The organism is Paenibacillus anaericanus, from assembly GCF_003994475.1.
GTDB classification, from domain to species: domain Bacteria; phylum Bacillota; class Bacilli; order Paenibacillales; family Paenibacillaceae; genus Fontibacillus; species Fontibacillus anaericanus.
Window position 1 is genome coordinate 24,086 of the sequence record NZ_RZNY01000007.1, and the last position, 21,351, is coordinate 45,436.

Genomic DNA, 21,351 nt, shown 5'->3' on the forward strand with positions numbered 1-21,351 from the left:
AAATACTGTAAATATTCTATGCTTCTTAGCTCATTTTTCAAGCAGCAGCACAAGTAAGCCCCTGTCACCGACAGGGGCTTACTTCATTGAATCATTATCGATTGAATTTAGGGAAACGGATTCGTACAGTTGTCCCCTCCCCAACTGAACTTGTTATGGACACCCCATACGCTTTGCCAAACTGGAGTTTAATCCTCTGATCGACGTTGCGAATTCCATAGCCGACCCCTTTCTCCGAAAGGGTCAATATTTGCTCGATCAATTCTTCTTTCATGCCAATACCGTTGTCTTGCACCTCCATGCAAATCTCATCACCTTCAAAGAATAAGCGAATGACCACATGAATTTCATCATCATACCAGGCATGCTCCAATATATTTTCCACAAATGGTTGAAGGATAAATTTCACTGTCTCGTATTTCAAAGTCTCTTCGCAAACTTCATAATTAACGATAACTCTATCCGCGAATTTTATTCTCTGAATATCGACGTAGGATTGAATAATTTGCAGTTCTTTTTCAATGGAGATAATCATCTCACCTTTATTCAAGGAAAGCCGATAGAATTTGGCCAGTTCACGCACCATCTCATGCATCTTTTCGATTTCTCCCAGCTGCGCCATCCGACTTATAGAAGAAAACGTATTGTAGAGGAAATGAGGATTCATCTGCGAATGAAGTACCTGAAGCTCAACATCCTTTTTCTCTAGCTTGCTTAAATAAACCTCGTCAATTAGCTTCTCCATATTAGAAGCCATGTCGTTAAACGCCTCGCCAATCTGCGAGAATTCATCTTTCCCCTGCACGGGCATCCGCTTTTGGAAATTCCCTTCCTTAAATGTCTTCAGAGATCGAATCAACTTCAATATCCGTTTGGAGAAATATCGCGATATCGTCCAACTGATCAAGGTAAGTACAAGCAAACTTGCTAAGCAGATGAGAATTGTAATATTGCGCACCTTCTGGGAGTTCTCCTGAAATGAGGAATTAGGAATCCAGGCGATAATACTTGCATTCATATTCGAAATGGGTTGTTTGATTTGCATGTAGCCTTCCGGCTGGTTAACTGAACTGCCTTGTGCAAATGGTAGAAGTTTCGAATCACTTCGCGAGCTTGTATATAACAGATGATTATTTCCGTCCACGACAAATAACAAGCTATCTTTGCCTAGTTTGGTGAAGTCAACATCGTAGAATATATCTTGAAGCTTAACGTTAAAATTCATTAACCCAATTGGAGATAACGTATGATAATTGATGATAGGTCGTAATAACGAAATTCTGGCGTTGGTAGCGTCACTATCAATTTGCTTCCACTCTATAGTTTCATAATTCATATACTCATTCATATCTTTATACCACTTGGAGTTAGAAATTCTATCTAAATGAAAAATCGAATACTGGCGGCTATCGCCGGGGTTAACAACCCGATCAAGATAATAAAACTCACTTATATTCGTATTGCTCAAATAGACTGATAACTTAACATCGATGTTCGGTAAATTCGCCGCCGATTCTATCTTTGGCAAAATATATTGTGAAGTGATCGTATATTTTTCATAATCCAAATAATATCCTGATAAAATACCCGATAATGGTTGATCCGCATATATATCCTCCGAACCACGAATAACGTCCGCCAAACGATAATCTACATTGTTACCAATCTGTTTGACAGCAATTTCAAGGTTACTACGAGTATGCTGCTCACTTGAATTCACCGAAGACACATAAGCGAAGCTCCCAATCACGATAACAGGCGTCATGACCATCAACAAATAAGATATAAACAATTTATAGCTCAGGGGGATATAGCTATTTGATTTCTTCATTGGCATTACTATCAACCCTGCTTTCGATAGTCTCCCGGAGTAAACCCATAGTGCTCCCGAAATAACCTACTGAAATATGCCAAGCTCTTATAACCGACCTGATCTGCCACCTCGTAGATTTTATACTTCGGCTCTAGCAGAAGTTCCTTTGCTTTTTCCATCCGATTACGTACCAAATATTCATTAAAGCTCTCACCGGTCTGCTCCTTAAATAAATACCCCATATGATTTGGAGAATAAGAGAACTTATTGGCGATTTCTCTCAAGGTGATATCTTCAGCAAGTCGGCTATGGATATATTGTTCAATGGGTTCAATTAGACGCCGACTCTTGCTCTGTTTTTTCATGAACAAACGCTCGGAAATTTCAAACGATGTCTTGCGAAGCCATGATTTAATATCATCTACCGTTTCGAATTCGCGGATAACGTCTAAATGCTCAAAGCCCCACCCAAGTAAGCTTTCGAATGTTTCATTGACCGTACTAAGATGCGCCTCCAGTTTGGTAGCAATATGAATGGAGAAACTATATACTTTCACTGGATGCTCGAAACCTCTCACATTATCAAATAAGTCATCCATACAATCGCAAATTTTAACGAGATCATATCCCGCAATAGCTACAAACATCGCATCTAAAATACTATTCAAATCTTTGGCATCCTTGACGATCTGAAGCTTGGCTAGTCGAGGGGGAATTACCCTATTCTTGCCAAGAAACATTTTGTTACCTATCAGTTCTTTGGCTTGTATAAAAGATTGGGAAATCTCCTCAGGAAATGCTACAGGGTCCCCATAGCTTGCGGTTATGGTAAACTGTGTATTTCTATGTATATGCTGATTCAGATCAGCTAAAGCATCCTCCAACCGCTCAGGAGTGTCCTGATAAATAAAAGCAAACTGTGAAGTGGATAGCTCGCACCACGCACCTAGCTTTTGTTCTTCTATATAGGAAATAATCAAATCTGAAGCTGTACGTAATTGCTCTTGCCAAGCATCTGGTGCTTGTTTGTTCTTCCATAATACATCATCCAACTCAATGATCACTGCACTCGCGAAGCCAGTTGGAGATGCCAATGGATAACGTTCCAAGAAGGTCGGCAACGTCTCATGATTGATGCTACCTTCTAGCAAATGCTGCACAAAATCTTTTTTTATAAAAGCAAAGGTTTCCGTGAATTGAGACTGCTCCTGAATACTTTTTCGTTCCAACTCAATTTCTTTTACTACTTTTTTGAGCAGTTCCACAATTTCATCATCATCGACCGGTTTTAAGAGATATCCGTCTGCCTTGAGGTGGAGTGCCTCTTTAGCATATTCAAAGTCCTGGTAACCACTAATGAAGATAGTCTTCAGATGTGGATTCCTCTCTAGTGCCTTTCTTGACAGCTCCAAACCTGTAAGAACTGGCATTTTGATATCGGTTACAAGAATGTCTATCGAGTGATTATCAATATAGCTTAAGGCTGCAAAAGGTCTGCTTTCACTACAAACCACTTCAATCTGCAGATCATTCCATGGAATAAGTTGACGCAAGCCTTCCAGATCATACTTTTCGTCATCTACCAATACAGCTCTATACATAGACATGCGCTCCTTTATGTGGAAAGAGAAGGTACACTAAGTATACCCTCTCTTACAACTCACTTAATATATTTTTTTACTGACCCTTCAGCTTTTGGAGATTCGCTTGCCACACACTCGTTTTCCATGTCAGCACCTTGTCATAACCAAACTTAGTTGCCTCTTTGTCAGCTTGTTCTATCAAACTAAGAACTTCTTCATCACTCTTCGCGAAGAAAAGCTTCGGAATAAGTTTCTTATATTGATCTTTCAAACGTTGAACGATAATACCTTCTTCCGATGTTGGAGATGGTTCCAAATTGGAGAACTCTGTAATATCCTTCGAAGTTTTGAACGAGACATTAGCCTGCCCTACTGTCGTCCAATCTTGAGCCTCTTGTGGAAGCAACAATTCGCGTTTAGCTTTGGTGCCATCAACATAAGCAGTATTACCATTCCAGTTGAATTCACCAATTTTGAGCTCATCATATTTCTTAAGATCACGATTAATGTACGCATCGTTCGGGATTGGTACGCCGTCCTCTACTTTATCGTAGAAGAGACCTTCAGGCCCAAAGAACAATACTTGTTGACCTTGCGGACTGGATGCCCAGTTCATATACGAGAAAATCGCTTCTGGATCTTTAGCATTGGTCGTAATCACGTTTACATTCCAACCTAGTGTATTAAATCCTGATGGGTATACTTTGTTCTTATCTACACCAGCTTTGTGTACAGGCCAGATAACATCATATCCATCTTCTGGATCCTTAGCTGACAATAAGTTGTTAGCTTCGCGTCCAATTCCCTCAACTACCGCATCATAAGCGCCGAAGACAGCAATTTTACCTGTTTTTAATTTTTCAAGAATTTGATCACGGGTCTGAGTGAACATATCGCTAGATGTCAGCCCTTGGCGGAACAACTTACTACTATACATTGCTGCGTCCTTAAAGCTTTGATTCTTATAGATAGATTCCAAGGAATCACCACTCGGAACACCAAACATGGCTGCTGGAGAGATGAAACCTGGTGTCATATCATCAGCTGCACCACTAAAAAGCATGCCTAGCATTTGAATGTCACCGTCACGAACCTCGCCGAAATCAAGCGGAACGATATCCGGATATTTCTCTTTAACCAATTTCAGATATGCTTCTAGGTCATCCCATGTTTCAAGTGCAGGAGAACCTAGCGCTTTGTAAATCTTCTTCTCTACGAGATAAGCCGCATTTCCGTTACCATTCTCGCCATTGATGAACCAGTTTGGCATTTGGTAGAGTTTGCCGTCGCTACTGCGAAGCATATTTATTGTTTGTTCTCCAACCGTCTTCACGAATTCTGGATATTTCTCAAGATAAGGATCAAGTGCAACTAGTTTGCCAGCCTCTTGAAGACGGTCTACATCTTTTCCTCTATCACTTACAATTACATCTGGTAGTTGATTAGATACAATCATTGTGTTCAACTTTTGCGTTGCTGCTCCATTAGATTGAATCGGATTCAGAGTTACTTTCAAGTTATCAGTAATCCATTTGCCATGTGGGCGTTCAAGCCAAGTTGGTGCCGTATACCAATCATAGTTAACAAACAAGGAGAAATCCACAGGTTTTACCTTCGCTTGGGTATCGCCCTCTGCTACAGCTGGGTCCGGAGCGTTATCCGGAGCAGTGGTCGCTGCCGCGTCATTTGTAGCGTTTGCCGCTGGGGAGGCAGTTGGACTATTGTTATTACTGTTAGAGCAAGCCGAGAGCACCAAGCTAAGGGTAAGTAAACTAACCACTAGCAGGCTCGAACTTTTCTTCATATTCATGTCTTTTCCCCTCTCTTCAAATACATTATATATGTCATCAGCGGAAGTCGCATGCTGACCCCGCGAATAACCACAATCTACTCTTTCAAAGACCCAACCAATGCACCTTTAACGAAATATTTTTGCAGAAATGGGTAAATAAAGAGAATCGGTAATGTAGCGACCATCATCGTCGCCATTTGTAGCGCCTTGACGGTTACAGAATTCTGTACCGCACTCTGTGCATAGGTATTCAAATTCTGAATTAGACTCGCCGTTGTACCAGCGTTAACAATCTGTACCAGAAGCGTCTGCAACGGGATTAGATTCTGATCACTGATAAATACCGCCGGTGTAAACCAATCGTTCCATAAGCCAACTGCGGTAAAAAGTCCCAATGTAGCTACAACTGGACCAGAGATCGGTAGTACAATCTTGAAGAAAACCCCAAAGTTCGAGCATCCATCAATCCGCGCTGATTCTTCCAACCCATCTGGGAGCTCTGCGAAGAAAGTTCTAAAGATAATCATGTTGTAGACGTTGACCATACCGTGAATTATCAAGAACGTAAATGTATTATAAAGATGAAGATTATACACGAGTATGAAGTACGGAATGAGTCCACCGCTGAAATACATGGTTACGATACATATAATCATGTAACCCTTTTTAAACACGATACCTTTCTTTGATAAAGCGTAGGCGAATAAGGAAGTGAAGAACATGGACACAAATGTTCCGATAAGCGTACGGGCAATTGTTACTCCATATGCAGTGAAAATTTGCTTCTCCTTAAACACAATCTGATAGTTTTCCAGCGTAAATGCTCTTGGCCAGAAGGTTACCCCACCGAGTGACGTATCACTTCCTACGTTAAAGGACATAACTAACGAATTCCAAAATGGATAGAACGTTATAAAAGACAATAGGATTAGCACGAAATAAATAATTACCTGTAACACCTTGTCAGAGAAATTTAGTTTCATCATATCGCTTCCATTCTAAGAGATGGGATTACATTACCAGAGACTTGCTTTCCCTAATTTACGGGCAATGCCGTTTGCAATAAACAACAACGTTACACTGATAATAGACTTGAACAGTCCTGCCGCCGTCGCGTATGAGAACCTCTGGTTCATAATTCCCATTTGATATACATAGGTATCGATGACTTCCGCATAAGGCATGACGATTCCATTAGTCAGGTTTTTCGTCATTAAGAGGATATCTTCGAAACCCGCATTTAAGATATTACCAATACCTAAGATTAGGAAAATAATAATTACAGGAGTTATGCTAGGAATCGTAATGAGAAAGATTTGTTTGATTCTATTGGCTCCGTCCATTGCTGCTGCTTCATACAATGCCGGATCGATCCCTGCAATAGCTGCTAAATAAACGATAGAACCGAAACCTATCTCTTTCCAAACCCCTACCGAAACGAGAATTCCCCAGAAGTACTCTGGAATGGAGAGCCAGTTGATGGGTTCCTTAATTAGATTGAATTGTAGAAGAACATCATTGACCGGACCATTATCCGCAGCTAACATCGAGAATACTAAACCCGAGACAACAACCCAGGAAATAAAATGTGGGATGTAGGTTACGGTCTGTACTACTCTCTTAAATGCCATATTTCGAATCTCATTCAGCATTAATGCCAGAATGATCGGCGCCGGGAAGGCGAAAGCTAGCTTTAGCAAGCTAATGGCTAATGTGTTGCGCATGATGGTCCAGAACTCAGGAGATTCGAAGAACATCTTAAAATGCGTAAATCCTACCCAAGGGCTCGCACTGAACCCAGTAAATAGGTTGTAATCTTTGAAAGAAATCATGACACCCCACATCGGTATGTAACTGAATACGATAATGAACGCGATAGACGGGAGAATCATAAGTTGGTAATCCCACTGTCGAAAGAAGCGCGCCCATACCCCGTTATTCTTAGACTTTTGCATAGGAGCTAATCCTTTATCGTTCAGCATTGAAGTTGCGTCACTTTTCATTTCATCACCACCTTCACATTGTTTGTAACTTTATGCTAAAGGAAATTGAATGCGGTTTCTACGCAAGTGATTAACGATTGTTTTACTAAATCAACGAACATCTTAAGTTTGGAAAATAACTAAAAAAAGAAGCTTGCCAGCAGCAGAAGATACTCTACTATTGATAAGCTTCTCTCAAATAATCACGTTAGGACCTTTTTATCATTCAATGGAAAATAAAAGAGCCCTTGCTTAGCAAGGGCTCCAGAATTGACACTTGTGATGCGGTCGAGAGGACTCGAACCTCCACGGGTATACACCCACTACCCCCTCAAGGTAGCGTGTCTGCCATTCCACCACGACCGCACATAAAATTAAAACTACGAGGAAATAAAATTGGTGACCCGTAGGGGAATCGAACCCCTGTTACCTCCGTGAAAGGGAGGTGTCTTAACCGCTTGACCAACGGGCCTCATTAGTGTTTATTTACGTCTTTTTATTTGTGACGGCAAGAATTAGTATAGCAAAAACAGTTGGACATGGCAATACCTTCGAATTAATTTTTTTGTGGAAAAATAAAACAAGTCGGGAGCATTTCTGCACCCGACTTGCTTCATTACAATATTCAACGGAGAGAGAGGGATTCGAACCCTCGCACCGCTTACGCAGTCTAACCCCTTAGCAGAGGGTCCCCTTATAGCCACTTGGGTATCTCTCCAACATATGGCTCCCCGAACAGGACTCGAACCTGTGACAACTCGATTAACAGTCGAGTGCTCTACCAACTGAGCTATCAGGGAATATAAATAACAACCAGAATACAAATTAATTTATCATGTTTATATAGCAAAGTCAAGAAATCTGCACACTAATGAAAGGGCTTCCCGATCCGGAAAATAAAAAAGAACCATCGTCTCCATAAATAGAGTCATGGTTCCTATGTTTGATGCAACTTAGCTGCTCAAGCTTCGTTTTAGTTCTCCTAGTTCTCATGTCAGTAGTAGCAAACGGGCTGCGACTTAACTCAGGATTTCGTTTCCCTTCTCTAGCTAATTTCTGGCGCAGTTTCTTAGCTTTGGTTGTGGCCAATTCAATCACTCCTTTAATGTTCTTCATGATCAGTATAACATGATGATTTATCTAATGCTGCATAACAACTAGATAATAGGCTAAAGGTTGATCAGCTTCAAACTCCCCGCACATTTTCCACAGCGGTAACGTTTAGGGTCCATCTGGCGCTTACGGAGATATTCCATTCCACAACTAGTGCAGATTAACTTATAGCGGTAAGGAAGCGTACGTCTTGCCGTACTACCCGGTATAGACTGACAATAACGGCTCCCCTTCACTCTTTTTAACAATACTTTAAAATCTTGATCCCGATGTCGATGGCCTTTCCCCGCTAAGTGAAGATGATAATGGCATAGTTCATGCTTGATGATCTTCTCCACTTCCTCCTTACCAAAGGCCGTAAGCTGATGCGGATTGATGTCTATATCATGTGATTTCATAAAGTACCGCCCACCTGTTGTTCGCAAACGAGAGTTAAACTTGGCACAATGGCGAAAAGGGATGCCAAAGTGAGTAAGCGAAATCTCTTCTACCCAGGCCTGAAGCTCGTCATTGTCCATTTATATTCCTCCTTCTCGTTGTCTTTGTGGCTTTTCATACCAAATTCCTTCACTCATGTACTTGAATTTTAACTTATCATTACGCTACACTGTCAAGTAGGAATGATAGAAAAGGAGACTGTTGTCCCATGCCTTTAATGAGATATGTTATTTTACAGCAAAATCAGGATTTGCAATTTGTAGAGATGCCAAGCGACTATGCTTATCAATTAAGTGCCCTAAATCTTCGTCTAAATAAGGAGATTCTGAAACTAACGGCTGATCAAATTCCGACGTTACCCCTCGCAATTGCCGAATGCGATAAACTTGACCTGTTACAGGAAACGCTTCGGATCACCGGAGGACTTGATTATATCAATGAACTTGAGGCTTCATTCTCAGCGATCCAGGAAGAGAATTACCCACTCGTCTCATTATTAACGGAAATTCGTGCATTACAGGCTCAGCTGGAACAATGGTACGAGGAAGAAGGAGTTATCTGATTTACTTCGTGCTCAGGTAGATAACTTTTTGAGCCACCTTTTAGTGTAAGACTTGCACTTTTCACGGCCTCTGCCCATATGCTAACGTACAAATGGGATGCCAGAGGAGGAGATCTTTCTTGCCTAAATGGCTTAGCAATCAAATTATGAACGCCTTCCATAAGCGGGACTCTCGACAAATTCGATTGCTTAATGATTGTTGGTTCTTTTATTATAGCCGCCGTGACATAAACCCCGAATCCATAACACGAACTCCACTTTAAGGTGGGGTTCGTGTTTTTATTATGCTTGTAATTGGACCAAACAAAGAAGCCGAGCAGCTAATCGCTGTTCGGCTTCTTTACTGATTCTATTTCGGCTGACGCATGGTCAGTCCTACTCGTCCTTTATTTGTGTCCACATTCAGCACCCACACAGTAACATTGTCTCCAACCGATACAACATCCATCGGATGCTTTACAAAACCATTACTGAGCTGGGAAATATGCACTAGACCATCATTCTTAATCCCAATATCAACAAATGCTCCGAAGTCGATTACATTGCGCACGGTGCCTTGTAACTCCATACCCGGTGTCAAATCCTCTAACTTCAGTACATCCGTACGGAAAATCGGCAGTGGTAACTCCTCGCGCGGATCACGGCCTGGACGCTGTAAGCTGTCCAGAATGTCACGTAACGTCGGTACGCCGACCCCGAGTTCCACAGCTAGCTCCTCTGGCTCTAACGCCGCCAACTGCGCGGCAAGCTCCTTGGTACCAAGCTGGGTCAGCTCCACTCGCAGTTCCTTAAATAGACGATTTACCACGTCATATGATTCCGGGTGAATTGGCGTGCGATCCAGCGGGAAATCCCCCTCACTAATACGCAGGAATCCAATACATTGTTCAAATGTCTTAGCCCCTAAACGCGGGACCTTCTGTAATTGCTTCCGGCTCTTAAATTTACCGTTCTCCTCCCGGAATTTCACAATGTTCTTAGCCGTAGTAGCATTCACACCAGATACGTACGACAATAGTGCAGGAGATGCAGTATTAACGTCAACACCAACATGGTTAACAGCCGATTCTACTACCGTTTTCAAACTCTCATCTAAGTTCTTCTGAGTTACATCATGCTGATATTGTCCTACACCAATCGCTTTTGGTTCAATTTTAACGAGTTCTGCCAAAGGATCCTGTATTCTACGTGCAATGGATACGGCACTGCGCTCTGCAACGTCGAGATCCGGGAATTCTTCCTGTGCCAGTTTGGAAGCTGAATATACACTCGCCCCAGCTTCATTCACGATCAGGTATGCCAGATCCTTGTCTTGTCGTTCTGCGATTATCTCAGCGACAAACTGCTCACTCTCACGGGAGGCCGTTCCGTTACCGATAACAATAAGTCCTACTGCATATTTATCAATAAGTTCGTGAAACTTGGCTGCAGCTTCTTGCTTCTTATTATGAGGTGGGGTTGGATAAGTAACAGCTACCTCTAGCAGTTTACCTGTATCATCAACGACGGCAAGCTTACAGCCTGTCCGATACGCCGGGTCAACACCAAGTACATTTTTCCCCCTCACAGGTGGTTGCAACAAAAGACTACGTAAATTCCCCGCAAAGATAGAAATCGCCTGATTTTCAGCCTTCTCTGTCAATTCCCCCCGGACTTCCCGTTCTATTGAAGGAGCAATTAATCTTTTGTACGCATCAGCGATGACCGTTTGCAAGATAACTTCAACTGAAGAGGAACCTTTGATTAACCTACCCGCAATATATCGATGTATGGGATCGACTTCTACCTCTAACGTTACCTTGAGAATATTCTCTCGTTCCCCCCGGTTCATTGCGAGAATACGGTGAGGAGGAATTTTCTTAGTAGGTTCACGGTAATTGTAATACATTTCATACACAGATTCTTCCTCCGGCGATTTCGCCTCAGAGACTAGTATCCCTTGGTCCATCGTATACCGTCGTACCCATGCCCGGGTAGGAGCTTCATCTGCTACCTGCTCAGCTATAATGTCCATTGCCCCCTGCAGAGCTTCCTCTGCCGTCTCCACAGCTTTCTCCGCATTTACATACTTAGCGGCTTCGGTCAGCGGATCTCCTTGCTTCGGCTGTGACAACACCCATTCAGCTAATGGCTCTAAACCTTTTTCCTTCGCCACACTTGCCCGTGTCTTACGTTTCTGACGATAAGGCCGGTATAAATCTTCGACCTCTTGAAGCTTCACCGCTTTAGTAATAGCAGTCTCTAATTCTACGGTCAACTTGTCTTGTTCCGCAATAATACGAATAACTTCCCGTTTACGCTCTTCCAAATTACGAAGATAATGCACCCGTTCCTCGATATCACGAAGTTGATTCTCATCCAACTCCCCAGTCATTTCTTTACGATAACGAGCGATAAACGGAATGGTGTTCCCTTCATCCAGCAATCCAACAGTCGTTCTTACTTGCTTCAAAGACAGTCCAAGCTCCTTGGAAATTTGTACAGTAATCCGTTCAAGCACTTCTGCCGTGAGTTTCCCCTGGCCTGTTGTCTCTACGTTCTCATCCAATTGTGACAATGATATCCCTCTTTCATTCGATAAATTCGCTATCCCTATTATCACAAACTTTGATCATCTTTTCCAGCAGGTGAAATGTGATACGTTCTATTGAAATGACAAAACACCGCGCCGGAAAGGCAACGGTGTTCTGTGAAGCTTAATTTAAAAATTAGAATAATTATAACTATCCACGGATGAAAAAGCGAGAACGGCCAAAACAACAATTAAAATAATGATTCCCCATAGCACAGTACCAACGATTCCACATACGAGCCCTGCGATAGACAATCCTTTACCTTGTTCATTTGTTCTCTTGATTTCCTTAAAAGACAGGCTAGAGAATACAATCGCTATAATTCCCATAAGAAAACCAACGTAAGGAATCATAACTGAAAGGATGCCCAATACAAGCGCAGCAATGGATTTGCCATTTGTCTTCGCTGGAGCAGGTGGGTAATTCGGCGGATAATCATTAAGCGTACTATATTGATAAGATTGTTCAGTTGAATTCTGATTCATTAAAAAAGGTCCTCCTAAGGTATGTATTAATTCAATTATAGCAGATAACAGGCCTAAATCTAATTATATTTATTAAATTAATTCCGATTTATGGAAGTGTGTAAATCAATTATAGTTGGCTTTACGAGGGTGGCCTCCTTACTATATCCGTATCACTCAAAAAAAGAAAGACACCCCAAAATACTTGGAGCGTCAATAAAACGGACCTTCGAGTCCGGTTAGGTTATTCTAAAAGTCTATCAAACCAAGACTGATAAGCAGCGAGTCGTTTACCTTCTTCATCGTCTCATCATCCAAATGCGTTATTTTATCAGTTAGCCTTTGCTTATCAATCGTACGAATCTGTTCAAGTAAAATAACAGAGTCACGATCAAAGCCATGTGTAGCCGCTTCAATCTCTACGTGAGTTGGAAGTTTGGCTTTTTGAATTTGAGCCGTTATAGCAGCAACTATAGCGGTAGGGCTAAATCGGTTACCAATATCGTTCTGGATGATAAGTACAGGTCTTACCCCTCCCTGTTCAGAACCTACTACAGGAGAAAGGTCTGCAAAAAATACGTCTCCGCGCTTGACAATCAATGTTTACACCCCGCTCACTAGGCGGTCCAGAGTGATGTCTGCATCTTCCTCCGCATGGAATGCTTCTGAGGCCATGGTTAAGTTGATCTTTGCCATCTCCATATAACCACGTTGCATCGAATCACGGATAAAGCGTTTCTTCCGTTCATTCAAATACAACTTCATAGCCTGTCTAATCAACTCGCTACGGTTGGAGTTCTCCATCGCAACAATTCCATCCACTTCTTGCAAAAGATGATCCGGCAAACTGATCATAATCCTTTTGGTGCTATGCATATTGGCCATCCTTACATCCACCCCCAAAACCTTGTCGAACCCTGTCCCTTTGAATCAGTATATCATTATTCAAGGAAATATATACAAAGGAAATATATGCTGCCAGTATATCAAGTATGCTGCATTTCATTATAAACAAAAATGACATTGCCGTACATACCTGATCATTTCCATGTCTATTACCATTCGATAACCAGACAGGAATTCCTTCATACAGGGGAAAAAGTTTTGTAGTTTTTTGTCAATTGTTGTAATTAAGACAACAGTGGGCTTATCAGGATATCAGGCGCACCGGTACGTTTATATACCCGGGACACACGATGAGCCAACATACATATCAATTCATAGTGGATGGTTCCCATTTCGGATGCCAGTTCGCCTGCAGAGATAACCCCGCCTGACTGCTGGCCGATGAGCACAACTTCCTCGCCGACTTTAATTTCTTCAGCCTCTTCAGCTAAAGCTTGTAGCGAAACCATACATTGGTCCATACAGATTGTTCCGACGACAGGAACGCGACGACCGCGTATTAGTACTTGCGCCTTACCACCAAGTAATCTGGAGTATCCGTCCGCATAACCGATTGGTAATGTGGCGATTATTTCCTCTTGGTCCGTCACATATCTCGCCCCATAACTAATTGAGGAATGAGGTGGCAGTGACTTTACAAATACCACTTCCGTCTTAAGTGACAGAACCGGAGTTAATTTAACCTGTTCAAATGAAACCTCATCAGAGGGATACAGACCGTATAACGAAATGCCGATCCGCACCATATGGCAGGAAATTCCCGGTATATCAATGGCGATAGCGCTGTTACCAGTATGTATAATCGGGATATTTATTCCATTCTCCCGTAGCGCGTCCACCACACCCTGAAACCGTCGGTACTGCTCCAATGTATAGCTCTTGTTTTCTTCATCCGCTGTGGCGTAGTGAGTAAATAACCCTTCCACTTCCACCTGCGGAATTTGCAATGCTCTTTGAACAAAATCAACTACCTCTTCCCCTGGTAATAGGCCAATACGTCCCATACCGGAGTCGATCTTGATGTGGACCTTTAACTTATGCGGAAATTCCGAAGGATCGAGGGATTCAATCGCCCCCAAAGTTTCCCCGCTGAACACAGTCAAGGTAATGTTGTGTTCCCATGCAGTGCGTATGCCATGTTCCGGTGTATATCCCAGTACAAGTATCGGCATTGTAATGCCAGATTGGCGCAGTTCCAAGGCTTCTTCCAAAAAAGCTACACTGAGATAATCCGCTCCAAACTGCTCCAACTCTCTTGCTACAGGTACAGCACCATGTCCATATGCATTAGCCTTTACGCATGCGAGTAGCTTCATATCTTTCGGTAGTCTTGTTCGAAACGCTAAATAATTGGAATGTAGCGCATCGATATCGATTTCCGCTTGAGTAGGTCGATACTTCACTTGCACTTGTAGGTCACCTTCTCCACTGATTGTGAGTATATCCTTCTACGATACACTAATGGTAATATTCCTGAAGGCCACTGTCAATTCAGCAAGATAAAGGATTTATACAAGAAGAGGCGGACGGAGTGCTATGATTGGATATTGTATCCAATCATAACAGTCGCAATCCGCCCCTCTTGTATTATTTACCCGTTTGGTCCTGCATAGAACCGGCGATTTTTACCATTTCATTTACGGGTAAATCACCGCTAGTAATTCGGAATTCAAGACCGTCTATCGTCCATGTTAACGTTTGAAGAGAATCTCCTGTAAGCAGACCCGCTGTAAAACCTAAATCGATCACTTCACCTGATACAAGTGAGGCAGTTCGATCTGGCGAACGGGACTCTGTCAACGTGAACTGATATGTACCGTCATATCGTAGAAGCACTGTGCTTCGCTCACTATCCTCCACAATCTTATCATCACTATATTCTACCCCACTAGGTAGATACGTTGGGATGATTACTCCAAATGGTTCTGACAATGCTGGAGTGGATATCTCTGCCCCAGAAATATCGGTACCATCTACGGCCACATCAGATGGATCTGGCTTTTCAACGAGTACACCAGACTCATCAACTTCGAGCAACGTTCCTTGTGCACCTGGAGCAGCAGCATCCAGATTGTGTTGCATATCAAAAGAATTTTTATCAAACTTCGTTCCGAAGGCGAATTTATCAAACTTCACCTCTACAACAACCTTTGCCTCTGCATCCGATACCTGCACCTGTTTCGGTGCATAGTCACCCTTATTGAGCCAAATCTTCTGCCGTACTAGCGAATGGGTGTTATAGTTCGCAGCTACTTCGAATACATAACTATCCTTATCGCTTACGAACTGCCGTGAGTTATCACTTACAATACTTCTTACCAGAGTTTGATACAAATACACCTGACCTTGATTCTCTGGCCAATCACTTTGGAACCGGAAACTCTTGTTTAAGCTTGGTGTGAGAACATATACCCCTTGATCATTACGAAGTACGATCTGAGTAATGTTCTTCTGCGCATTTGTAAGCGCAATCCGGTAATATGACGGATTTTGGTACCATACTTCCACTTTGTATTCCTGTGGATTGTCACCCGTATACAACGTCATCGTTCCAGAACCTTGATAACTCTCCAACTTTGTAACGACTTTATCCAAATCTTTGACAACACCGGCGGCGTCCTTCTTCCCGCAACCAGCCAACATGACGCTTAACACTATCACGATGGTTAGCACCCATGTGATCCGTCGACGCATGAGATCATCCCCTCTGCAGTTTGATTTCCTAAACTGATACATATCTATGAGGGAACTTGGCCATTTATGCGGACTGGTTTGACAAGCTGGGGGGCTTGGATACTATAGGGTGGATTATTAATGGTGAAATGCCGCGTCAGGAGTGGGTTTCGGCAAAAAAAAGTCTCCTCTTTGATCTTTACAGATCTTCTAGAGGAGGCTTTACATTACTGATAATTTCGAATTATCCGCGAAACTCATTGTGGATTATCTCATCAATTTTGAGCGCAATCATACCAGCACCTTTATTAATATTTCCTAGAATATGAGCATGTGTATTGTCTTTCGCATATACCGATGATTGCATGATTACTCCAGGATCACTGCCCATTACAAAATACTTGAAAATCTCGTTCTCTTTCATCAATATCCAGACGCCATACCCATAATGTAATTCTTCATTCTCACTTGCGTGCGGGGTCAGCAAAATATCAGTATACTCTTTAGACAATAATCTATTGTCAAATAATGCATTCCAAAACTTCACTAAATCGTGAACGGTTGTATAGGAACCTCCATCAGGACCACCTACAATAGGAACTGAGTATATATTGGTTTTCCAACCTAATTTATGATCTATGTAACCAACAGCAGTTCTCTCCGATAATTGATCCATTCGAAAATAACTTGAGTCCATCATCCCACAAGGTTGAAATATGTTCTTCTCAATATACGCCGGAAAACTCAAACCCGACAATTGTTCAACAATAAGACCTAAAAGTATGTATCCAGCATTGTTGTAAGAGAATCTATCTCCTGGAGCAAACTTCATCTCCCCATTCTGAAATAACGGCAAAAAATCTTGTGGAGCATTCATGTTATAGACGGGTAGATCCTTCCACAAGTCTGCGAAATCGCTCATGAATTCTTCATCAAAGTAATCCGGAACACCTGAACTATGAGTTAATAAATGATGTATTGTGATATCTGGATTAAAATGTGGAAAAGGAAAATTCAAGCAATCTTTTAGATACGTATCAAATGTAACTACGCCTTCTTGTACCAGTTGGCAAATGGCTACCGCCGTTAAAATTTTACTTCCTGATGCGATAGCAAACCTAGTGCTAATAGTATTAGCTATTTTTTCGCTTCGATTTGCGTACCCATATCCACGTTCAAATATTTTCTCTTCCCCTTCTACAAATACTGCACCTGAAAAAGGTAGATCTTGGTTGTGTTGATTCATTGCTTCTTCTATTTTTAGAGTAAGATTCATTGTCATAACATCCTTTCGTTGCTTGTCCATACTATTGACTAGTACAAAGGCCGATGGACAAATGCCAGCAGCCTTTGTAAGTGGATCTTTGAATAAACTGATCTTAAAAAACTCTTCTACGTATTATTCTCCGTCTTCTTTGCAGCAATATAATCGCGAGCAAATCAAACAGAACAAGCGGTATAATAAACGGTACAAATGTGGCATGAGCTCCGCTACCTTTGCTGTGGGCAGCAGATACTTTAAGATACAGTTTTTTACCGCTGACTTTGACGATGGTTCCGTATAGAACTGCACCTGTTTTCGTTCTGATTTTAACTGGTTTGTTCAAATAGCTTTTTGCCTGCTTAAACCGTGAAATAGTTGCCAAAAGGTCCACCTCCTGATAATCATGCCACAATATACGCGACACGTTCTAATGAGGTGTGGGCAGTAAAGGAATAATGTGTCGTACTATGTGTTCTTAACCTTTTTCCATGGATGTATTTTGAAATCAGGTTCAAAACCGATGCTACGATAAAATGGTTGATCTGCACCCACGTACACCTTACCAACTCCCATCCCTTTAAGACGATTGAAGCCCTCATAAATTACAGCCTTTCCTAACCCTCTTCGCCTGTAATCTTTGTGTGTTCCCACAGGTTCCAGAATTGCAACTTTGTTGACTTCATCCAGCCAGATTCCGCAAAATGAAACTACTTCATCAGCCTTATTCAATATGAATAAATCAAGCTCTGGCCTGTAGTCGGGAGCGTTCTTAATATTACCGTAGTACTTCCTAGTTAGCTCAGCATGAGGTGATCCTTCATAATCAAAAGCCATAATATGTCCCTGTGCCTTACTTAGATCACCTACTTCCGATCCAGCCTTAAGCTTGAATCCCTCAGGAATTCCCATTTTAAAATCCCTCTCAAGGTAAATAGATATCATGATATCGTCCCATTCCATGCTAATGTATCCTCTGTTCTTTGCCACTCTTTCCATCCCTGCCATGCCCTCAGTAATTGCAAGATGATTGGTACTTACTCCATTTTCATAGGTCAACAGATACTCCTCTGCATACTGAAACAATTCATCTATCAATTCATCACTCGGTTCAAATGTATCTAGTAAAAAGTAAACATCTCCATCATCACATGCTACTGCTGCCAAATCACCGTTACTGTATTCCCATAAGCCAATGCGGTCCTGCCAGCGCCGTTTGAGATGACTGTTTCTTGCTTCCTGGAAAAATTCAAGAAACTCCCAGCGGTCTATTCCCCAACTATTTGGTCGCCCTAATTTGGAATATGTTTGAATTAAAAAATCACGCACTTTCAAAAAATCATTCGTCATATAGGGCCTAAAGTTTGTTTTCATATTCATCACCTCCCAGTGCCTTTTTCCTCAAACATATTTCATAGGTAAGAATTGAAGCGGCAACACCTACGTTTAATGAATCACAGGAACCTGACATCGGAATCGTTAAAGTTTGTACGGGATGGTTATACCATTCCTGCGATATCCCATATCGTTCGCTTCCTAGAACCAAGGCCGTATTTCCTCCATAGACACGGTTACCATAGAATGACCTAGCCTCCGAATCAGCCAAATAAATGTGGAAACGGTGATTTTTCAACCATGTAATACATTCTGAAGGATGTTCAAAGTACACAATAGGCACTGTAAATACAGCTCCCATACTGGCTTTGATCAGTTTGGGGTTGTTAACGCGCGCTTTAGGGTTACAGATGATTACCGCATCAACCCCAGCTCCGTCACAAGAGCGCAAGATCGTCCCGATATTTCCTGGGCTTTCCAGCCCATCCAATATCACAATTACGGCATCATCCCGTATTCCAAGGTCCTCTTTGTGATAGACAGGTAATATACCGACTGATATGAATCCATCTGGGTCATCACGATCACTAAGTCTTTGAAATGTTTTTGGAGATACTACATAAATATCATCGGTACTGTTCATAAACGCTTCCACAAGCTCTATTGCTTCATTGCTATACATCATTTCAGGGCAAAACAAGCAGTATTCGATATGGATATCGGTCATCCGTAGCTTGTGATGTGCCCACATCCCTTCAGTTACAAAGCGTCTCTCAACTGAGTTAAGGGTATTATGTAAGATAGATCTGATCTCAACTACCTTCTCATTTTGTGGACCTAACCTTTTTATTTTCCACTGATACTTTTCCAGCAATTGATTTAGTTTAAGAGTATTCATTGTATTCGGATCCCATTTCTACCTTGGCTTTATATTTAAATTATAAAGAAATGAGCTCCTCCAAAATATATCAAAAACAATTCCTAATCGTTCTTTACACAAATTAAAAACCCGTAAGAGTTGGTTTCTCCCACGGGTTTGAATGAATATCAGTTATTTTTTGCTATACACTATTTTCTTGATGCTGTCATAGGACAGACTGAAGGTGTCAACCAGTTGATCTATCGTAGCCCCTTCGAGAAATTGATCACAAATCTTAGTGTTACGATGATCCAATTGTTCACGATTTCCGGAGTTTTCACCCCATCTTTTGCGAATCCCTTCAGGTTTGGGAATATAAATCATTTCCCCCTGCACATATTTCTGTATTTCTTTCAATAAATTTTCCGGAAAAATTACATTTGCTTGTATATATTTCATTCGCTCTTCGCTCCTTAAAATCATTTGGCATTTTAAGGTAGCAAAGCCTGCGTAACCACTTCTCACCCCTTAGGATGAAAGAAGGCGATTATTATTTAGCTCCATGCAAAGAATCGCCGCGTTGATCTTGCAGACTTTGCATGGAGCGAACCCAATACGAAATCGATAACCCAATACATAGTATCCCTCCTTTATGTAATCCAGTAATTTCATTTTGAGGGTATTATCCCCTCACAGTGATAAGAAGTCAATAGTTCCTCTACGACTAAAATTCAAACGATTCTGTGTGCTTCTGCTGCAGACAGGTGCCGATGTGCTGATAGCAAGAAAGGAATACCACAAGCTGAACTTACAGCTATGATGGAAAAGATAAGAAGTGGAGATTGTACACCTATTGCATCTAGCAGAAATCCACCTAGCAAGGGGGCGATGACATTACCCAAGTTGTTGAACCCAAACATACCGAAGTATGTACCACGTAGTTCAGGCTTAGCAATTTTGTCGACAAGCACATCTGTCATCGTAAACATCAGAACCTCTCCGATCGTAAACAATATAACGCTAAGCATGAATGCTACCACCGATTCAAAAAGACCAAATATCAGCAAGCTGCATGATACAAATGCACTCCCCACAATCAACGGAATAATTGGTGAAAAACGACTTGCGAATTTCACAACAGGAAATTGTACAATTAATACAACAAGCGCATTTAGAGTCAACATATAACTAAACCATTTGACTCCGTCCTGGATCCTTGGATTTATCTCCATAAATTGCCCCACTGTAGAACCGAAATGTCCATACCCAAGTACGCAAAATATCATACCAAGCAAGACTGATATAAAGATCCGATCCTTACCTGTCACTCTTAGAGCACCCATTAACGTCAGTCGGTTACCTAGATGTTTAGTCGCCGTCCCAATTTCCTTATTATTCAGGAATTGTACGATCAACACTAGCCCGTAACAGAAATAGACCAGACCGGCAATGTAGAAAACTCCATTAGAATTTGCTACTCCCATTTGCAGTCCCAATAAAGGGCCCACCACAGCTCCCAGATTGATTGCTGCATATCGGAGATTAAATACCAGAAGTTTGCTCTCCTTCGGTGTAATGTCGGCAAGCAATGCCCGTGAAGTTGGTTCGAACATAGAACGACATAATCCATTTAATGCGTTCATTAAAAAAAAGATCCATATCCGGTCCGCCAGAGCAAAACCAACAAATACAAGACTCCAACCAAAAATGGAGATTAGCATGACCTTTTTACGTCCAATGACGTCGGAAATATATCCTCCATAGAAACTAGCAAATACCCCGATTAGAGAACTAACCGCTACAACAAAACCAGTTTGCGACGGAGAGGCCCCCATCGATTTGATTAAATAGATAGAGAGAAACGGAATACTCATGGTTGTTGCCATCCGGCCAAAAATCGTGCCTATAATAATAGTCCAAGATAAAGGATGAATTTGTTTTAAGTTTGTTTTCATATGTCGCCTTCTTTGCTAAAGTAAACTCGTACTAAATGAATT

Annotated in this window: 21 protein-coding genes and 4 tRNA genes; 2 read left to right on the plus strand and 23 right to left on the minus strand. The window is 41.7% G+C overall.

Features of this window, described 5'->3' with window-relative positions; all coding sequences use genetic code 11:
* Positions 1-94 precede the first annotated feature (94 nt).
* From EJP82_RS10265 to EJP82_RS10315, 11 genes are all read right to left on the minus strand, one after another.
* Positions 95-1,837: a sensor histidine kinase gene (locus EJP82_RS10265; RefSeq protein ID WP_127191968.1), complete on the minus strand. Its 1,743-nt coding sequence runs from the start codon at positions 1,835-1,837 to the stop codon at positions 95-97.
* A gap of 5 nt (positions 1,838-1,842) precedes the next feature.
* Positions 1,843-3,414: a response regulator transcription factor gene (locus EJP82_RS10270; protein ID WP_127191969.1), complete on the minus strand. Its 1,572-nt coding sequence runs from the start codon at positions 3,412-3,414 to the stop codon at positions 1,843-1,845.
* Between the two features lie 76 nt (positions 3,415-3,490).
* Positions 3,491-5,206: an extracellular solute-binding protein gene (locus EJP82_RS10275; protein WP_127191970.1), complete on the minus strand. Its 1,716-nt coding sequence runs from the start codon at positions 5,204-5,206 to the stop codon at positions 3,491-3,493.
* Positions 5,207-5,283: 77 nt separating this feature from the next.
* Entirely contained in the window at positions 5,284-6,171 is an 888-nt protein-coding gene (locus tag EJP82_RS10280; protein ID WP_127192139.1) for a carbohydrate ABC transporter permease, read from the minus strand.
* 33 nt (positions 6,172-6,204) lie between these two features.
* The gene (locus tag EJP82_RS10285; RefSeq protein ID WP_246054049.1) at positions 6,205-7,143 is read right to left on the minus strand and encodes an ABC transporter permease; all 939 of its coding nucleotides are present in this window, start codon (positions 7,141-7,143) and stop codon (positions 6,205-6,207) included.
* A gap of 310 nt (positions 7,144-7,453) precedes the next feature.
* Positions 7,454-7,536: transfer RNA gene (locus tag EJP82_RS10290), tRNA-Leu, on the minus strand.
* A 31-nt stretch (positions 7,537-7,567) separates the two neighbouring features.
* Positions 7,568-7,642, minus strand: a tRNA-Glu gene (locus EJP82_RS10295).
* A gap of 157 nt (positions 7,643-7,799) precedes the next feature.
* Positions 7,800-7,888 (minus strand) — tRNA-Ser (locus tag EJP82_RS10300).
* 6 nt (positions 7,889-7,894) lie between these two features.
* Positions 7,895-7,970, minus strand: a tRNA-Asn gene (locus EJP82_RS10305).
* Positions 7,971-8,022: 52 nt separating this feature from the next.
* Positions 8,023-8,259 carry a hypothetical protein gene (locus tag EJP82_RS10310; protein ID WP_127191972.1) on the minus strand — a complete coding sequence of 79 codons (237 nt, stop codon included), beginning with the start codon at positions 8,257-8,259 and terminating at the stop codon, positions 8,023-8,025.
* Between the two features lie 80 nt (positions 8,260-8,339).
* Positions 8,340-8,801 carry a SprT family protein gene (locus EJP82_RS10315; RefSeq protein WP_127191973.1) on the minus strand — a complete coding sequence of 154 codons (462 nt, stop codon included), beginning with the start codon at positions 8,799-8,801 and terminating at the stop codon, positions 8,340-8,342.
* A gap of 128 nt (positions 8,802-8,929) precedes the next feature.
* Here EJP82_RS10315 and EJP82_RS10320 point away from each other — a divergent pair, with 128 nt between their 5' ends.
* Positions 8,930-9,283: a hydrolase/acyltransferase gene (locus tag EJP82_RS10320; protein ID WP_127191974.1), complete on the plus strand. Its 354-nt coding sequence runs from the start codon at positions 8,930-8,932 to the stop codon at positions 9,281-9,283.
* A gap of 119 nt (positions 9,284-9,402) precedes the next feature.
* On the plus strand, positions 9,403-9,546 hold the full coding sequence (gene cmpA / locus EJP82_RS10325; RefSeq protein WP_127191975.1) for a cortex morphogenetic protein CmpA: 144 nt from the start codon (positions 9,403-9,405) through the stop codon (positions 9,544-9,546).
* 86 nt (positions 9,547-9,632) lie between these two features.
* Here the strand turns inward: cmpA and EJP82_RS10330 are convergent, their stop codons facing one another.
* From EJP82_RS10330 to EJP82_RS10385, 12 genes are all read right to left on the minus strand, one after another.
* Entirely contained in the window at positions 9,633-11,831 is a 2,199-nt protein-coding gene (locus tag EJP82_RS10330) for a Tex family protein (RefSeq protein WP_425464335.1), read from the minus strand.
* A gap of 153 nt (positions 11,832-11,984) precedes the next feature.
* Positions 11,985-12,341, minus strand: a complete 357-nt coding sequence (locus tag EJP82_RS10335) for a DUF4190 domain-containing protein (RefSeq protein ID WP_127191977.1) — start codon at positions 12,339-12,341, stop codon at positions 11,985-11,987.
* Positions 12,342-12,569: 228 nt separating this feature from the next.
* The gene (locus EJP82_RS10340) at positions 12,570-12,920 is read right to left on the minus strand and encodes a type II toxin-antitoxin system PemK/MazF family toxin (protein WP_127191978.1); all 351 of its coding nucleotides are present in this window, start codon (positions 12,918-12,920) and stop codon (positions 12,570-12,572) included.
* Between the two features lie 3 nt (positions 12,921-12,923).
* Positions 12,924-13,205 carry a CopG family ribbon-helix-helix protein gene (locus EJP82_RS10345; protein WP_127191979.1) on the minus strand — a complete coding sequence of 94 codons (282 nt, stop codon included), beginning with the start codon at positions 13,203-13,205 and terminating at the stop codon, positions 12,924-12,926.
* Positions 13,206-13,450: 245 nt separating this feature from the next.
* A complete protein-coding gene (gene alr / locus EJP82_RS10350) occupies positions 13,451-14,635 on the minus strand; it encodes an alanine racemase (RefSeq protein WP_127191980.1) in 1,185 nt (394 codons plus the stop codon).
* A gap of 178 nt (positions 14,636-14,813) precedes the next feature.
* Positions 14,814-15,920: a DUF4367 domain-containing protein gene (locus tag EJP82_RS10355; RefSeq protein WP_246054037.1), complete on the minus strand. Its 1,107-nt coding sequence runs from the start codon at positions 15,918-15,920 to the stop codon at positions 14,814-14,816.
* A gap of 223 nt (positions 15,921-16,143) precedes the next feature.
* The gene (locus EJP82_RS10360) at positions 16,144-17,175 is read right to left on the minus strand and encodes a serine hydrolase domain-containing protein (RefSeq protein WP_127191982.1); all 1,032 of its coding nucleotides are present in this window, start codon (positions 17,173-17,175) and stop codon (positions 16,144-16,146) included.
* A 103-nt stretch (positions 17,176-17,278) separates the two neighbouring features.
* Positions 17,279-17,545 (minus strand): hypothetical protein, encoded by a 267-nt coding sequence (locus EJP82_RS10365; protein WP_127191983.1) that lies wholly within the window; start codon positions 17,543-17,545, stop codon positions 17,279-17,281.
* An 83-nt stretch (positions 17,546-17,628) separates the two neighbouring features.
* Positions 17,629-18,534: a GNAT family N-acetyltransferase gene (locus EJP82_RS28355; protein ID WP_246054038.1), complete on the minus strand. Its 906-nt coding sequence runs from the start codon at positions 18,532-18,534 to the stop codon at positions 17,629-17,631.
* On the minus strand, positions 18,518-19,393 hold the full coding sequence (locus EJP82_RS10375) for a TrmH family RNA methyltransferase (RefSeq protein ID WP_127191985.1): 876 nt from the start codon (positions 19,391-19,393) through the stop codon (positions 18,518-18,520). The genes EJP82_RS28355 and EJP82_RS10375 overlap by 17 nt, the downstream gene beginning before the upstream one ends.
* 153 nt (positions 19,394-19,546) lie before the next feature.
* On the minus strand, positions 19,547-19,813 hold the full coding sequence (locus EJP82_RS10380) for a CD3324 family protein (protein WP_127191986.1): 267 nt from the start codon (positions 19,811-19,813) through the stop codon (positions 19,547-19,549).
* 272 nt (positions 19,814-20,085) lie between these two features.
* Entirely contained in the window at positions 20,086-21,309 is a 1,224-nt protein-coding gene (locus tag EJP82_RS10385; protein ID WP_127191987.1) for an MDR family MFS transporter, read from the minus strand.
* Positions 21,310-21,351: the final 42 nt, after the last annotated feature.

What these genes read in the sequence shown, in the direction of transcription:
- EJP82_RS10270 (WP_127191969.1), bottom strand. Translation starts at nt 3,414, where the DNA reads ATGTATAGAGCTGTATTGGTAGATGACGAAAAGTATGATCTGGAAGGC.
- EJP82_RS10375 (WP_127191985.1), bottom strand. Translation starts at nt 19,393, where the DNA reads ATGAATACTCTTAAACTAAATCAATTGCTGGAAAAGTATCAGTGGAAA.
- EJP82_RS10385 (WP_127191987.1), bottom strand. Translation starts at nt 21,309, where the DNA reads ATGAAAACAAACTTAAAACAAATTCATCCTTTATCTTGGACTATTATT.
- EJP82_RS10355 (WP_246054037.1), bottom strand. Translation starts at nt 15,920, where the DNA reads ATGCGTCGACGGATCACATGGGTGCTAACCATCGTGATAGTGTTAAGC.
- EJP82_RS10335 (WP_127191977.1), bottom strand. Translation starts at nt 12,341, where the DNA reads ATGAATCAGAATTCAACTGAACAATCTTATCAATATAGTACGCTTAAT.
- EJP82_RS10380 (WP_127191986.1), bottom strand. Translation starts at nt 19,813, where the DNA reads ATGAAATATATACAAGCAAATGTAATTTTTCCGGAAAATTTATTGAAA.
- EJP82_RS10320 (WP_127191974.1), top strand. Translation starts at nt 8,930, where the DNA reads ATGCCTTTAATGAGATATGTTATTTTACAGCAAAATCAGGATTTGCAA.
- EJP82_RS10360 (WP_127191982.1), bottom strand. Translation starts at nt 17,175, where the DNA reads ATGAATCTTACTCTAAAAATAGAAGAAGCAATGAATCAACACAACCAA.
- EJP82_RS10275 (WP_127191970.1), bottom strand. Translation starts at nt 5,206, where the DNA reads ATGAATATGAAGAAAAGTTCGAGCCTGCTAGTGGTTAGTTTACTTACC.
- EJP82_RS10315 (WP_127191973.1), bottom strand. Translation starts at nt 8,801, where the DNA reads ATGGACAATGACGAGCTTCAGGCCTGGGTAGAAGAGATTTCGCTTACT.
- EJP82_RS10265 (WP_127191968.1), bottom strand. Translation starts at nt 1,837, where the DNA reads ATGCCAATGAAGAAATCAAATAGCTATATCCCCCTGAGCTATAAATTG.
- EJP82_RS10285 (WP_246054049.1), bottom strand. Translation starts at nt 7,143, where the DNA reads ATGCAAAAGTCTAAGAATAACGGGGTATGGGCGCGCTTCTTTCGACAG.
- EJP82_RS10280 (WP_127192139.1), bottom strand. Translation starts at nt 6,171, where the DNA reads ATGAAACTAAATTTCTCTGACAAGGTGTTACAGGTAATTATTTATTTC.
- EJP82_RS10345 (WP_127191979.1), bottom strand. Translation starts at nt 13,205, where the DNA reads ATGGCCAATATGCATAGCACCAAAAGGATTATGATCAGTTTGCCGGAT.
- EJP82_RS28355 (WP_246054038.1), bottom strand. Translation starts at nt 18,534, where the DNA reads ATGAAAACAAACTTTAGGCCCTATATGACGAATGATTTTTTGAAAGTG.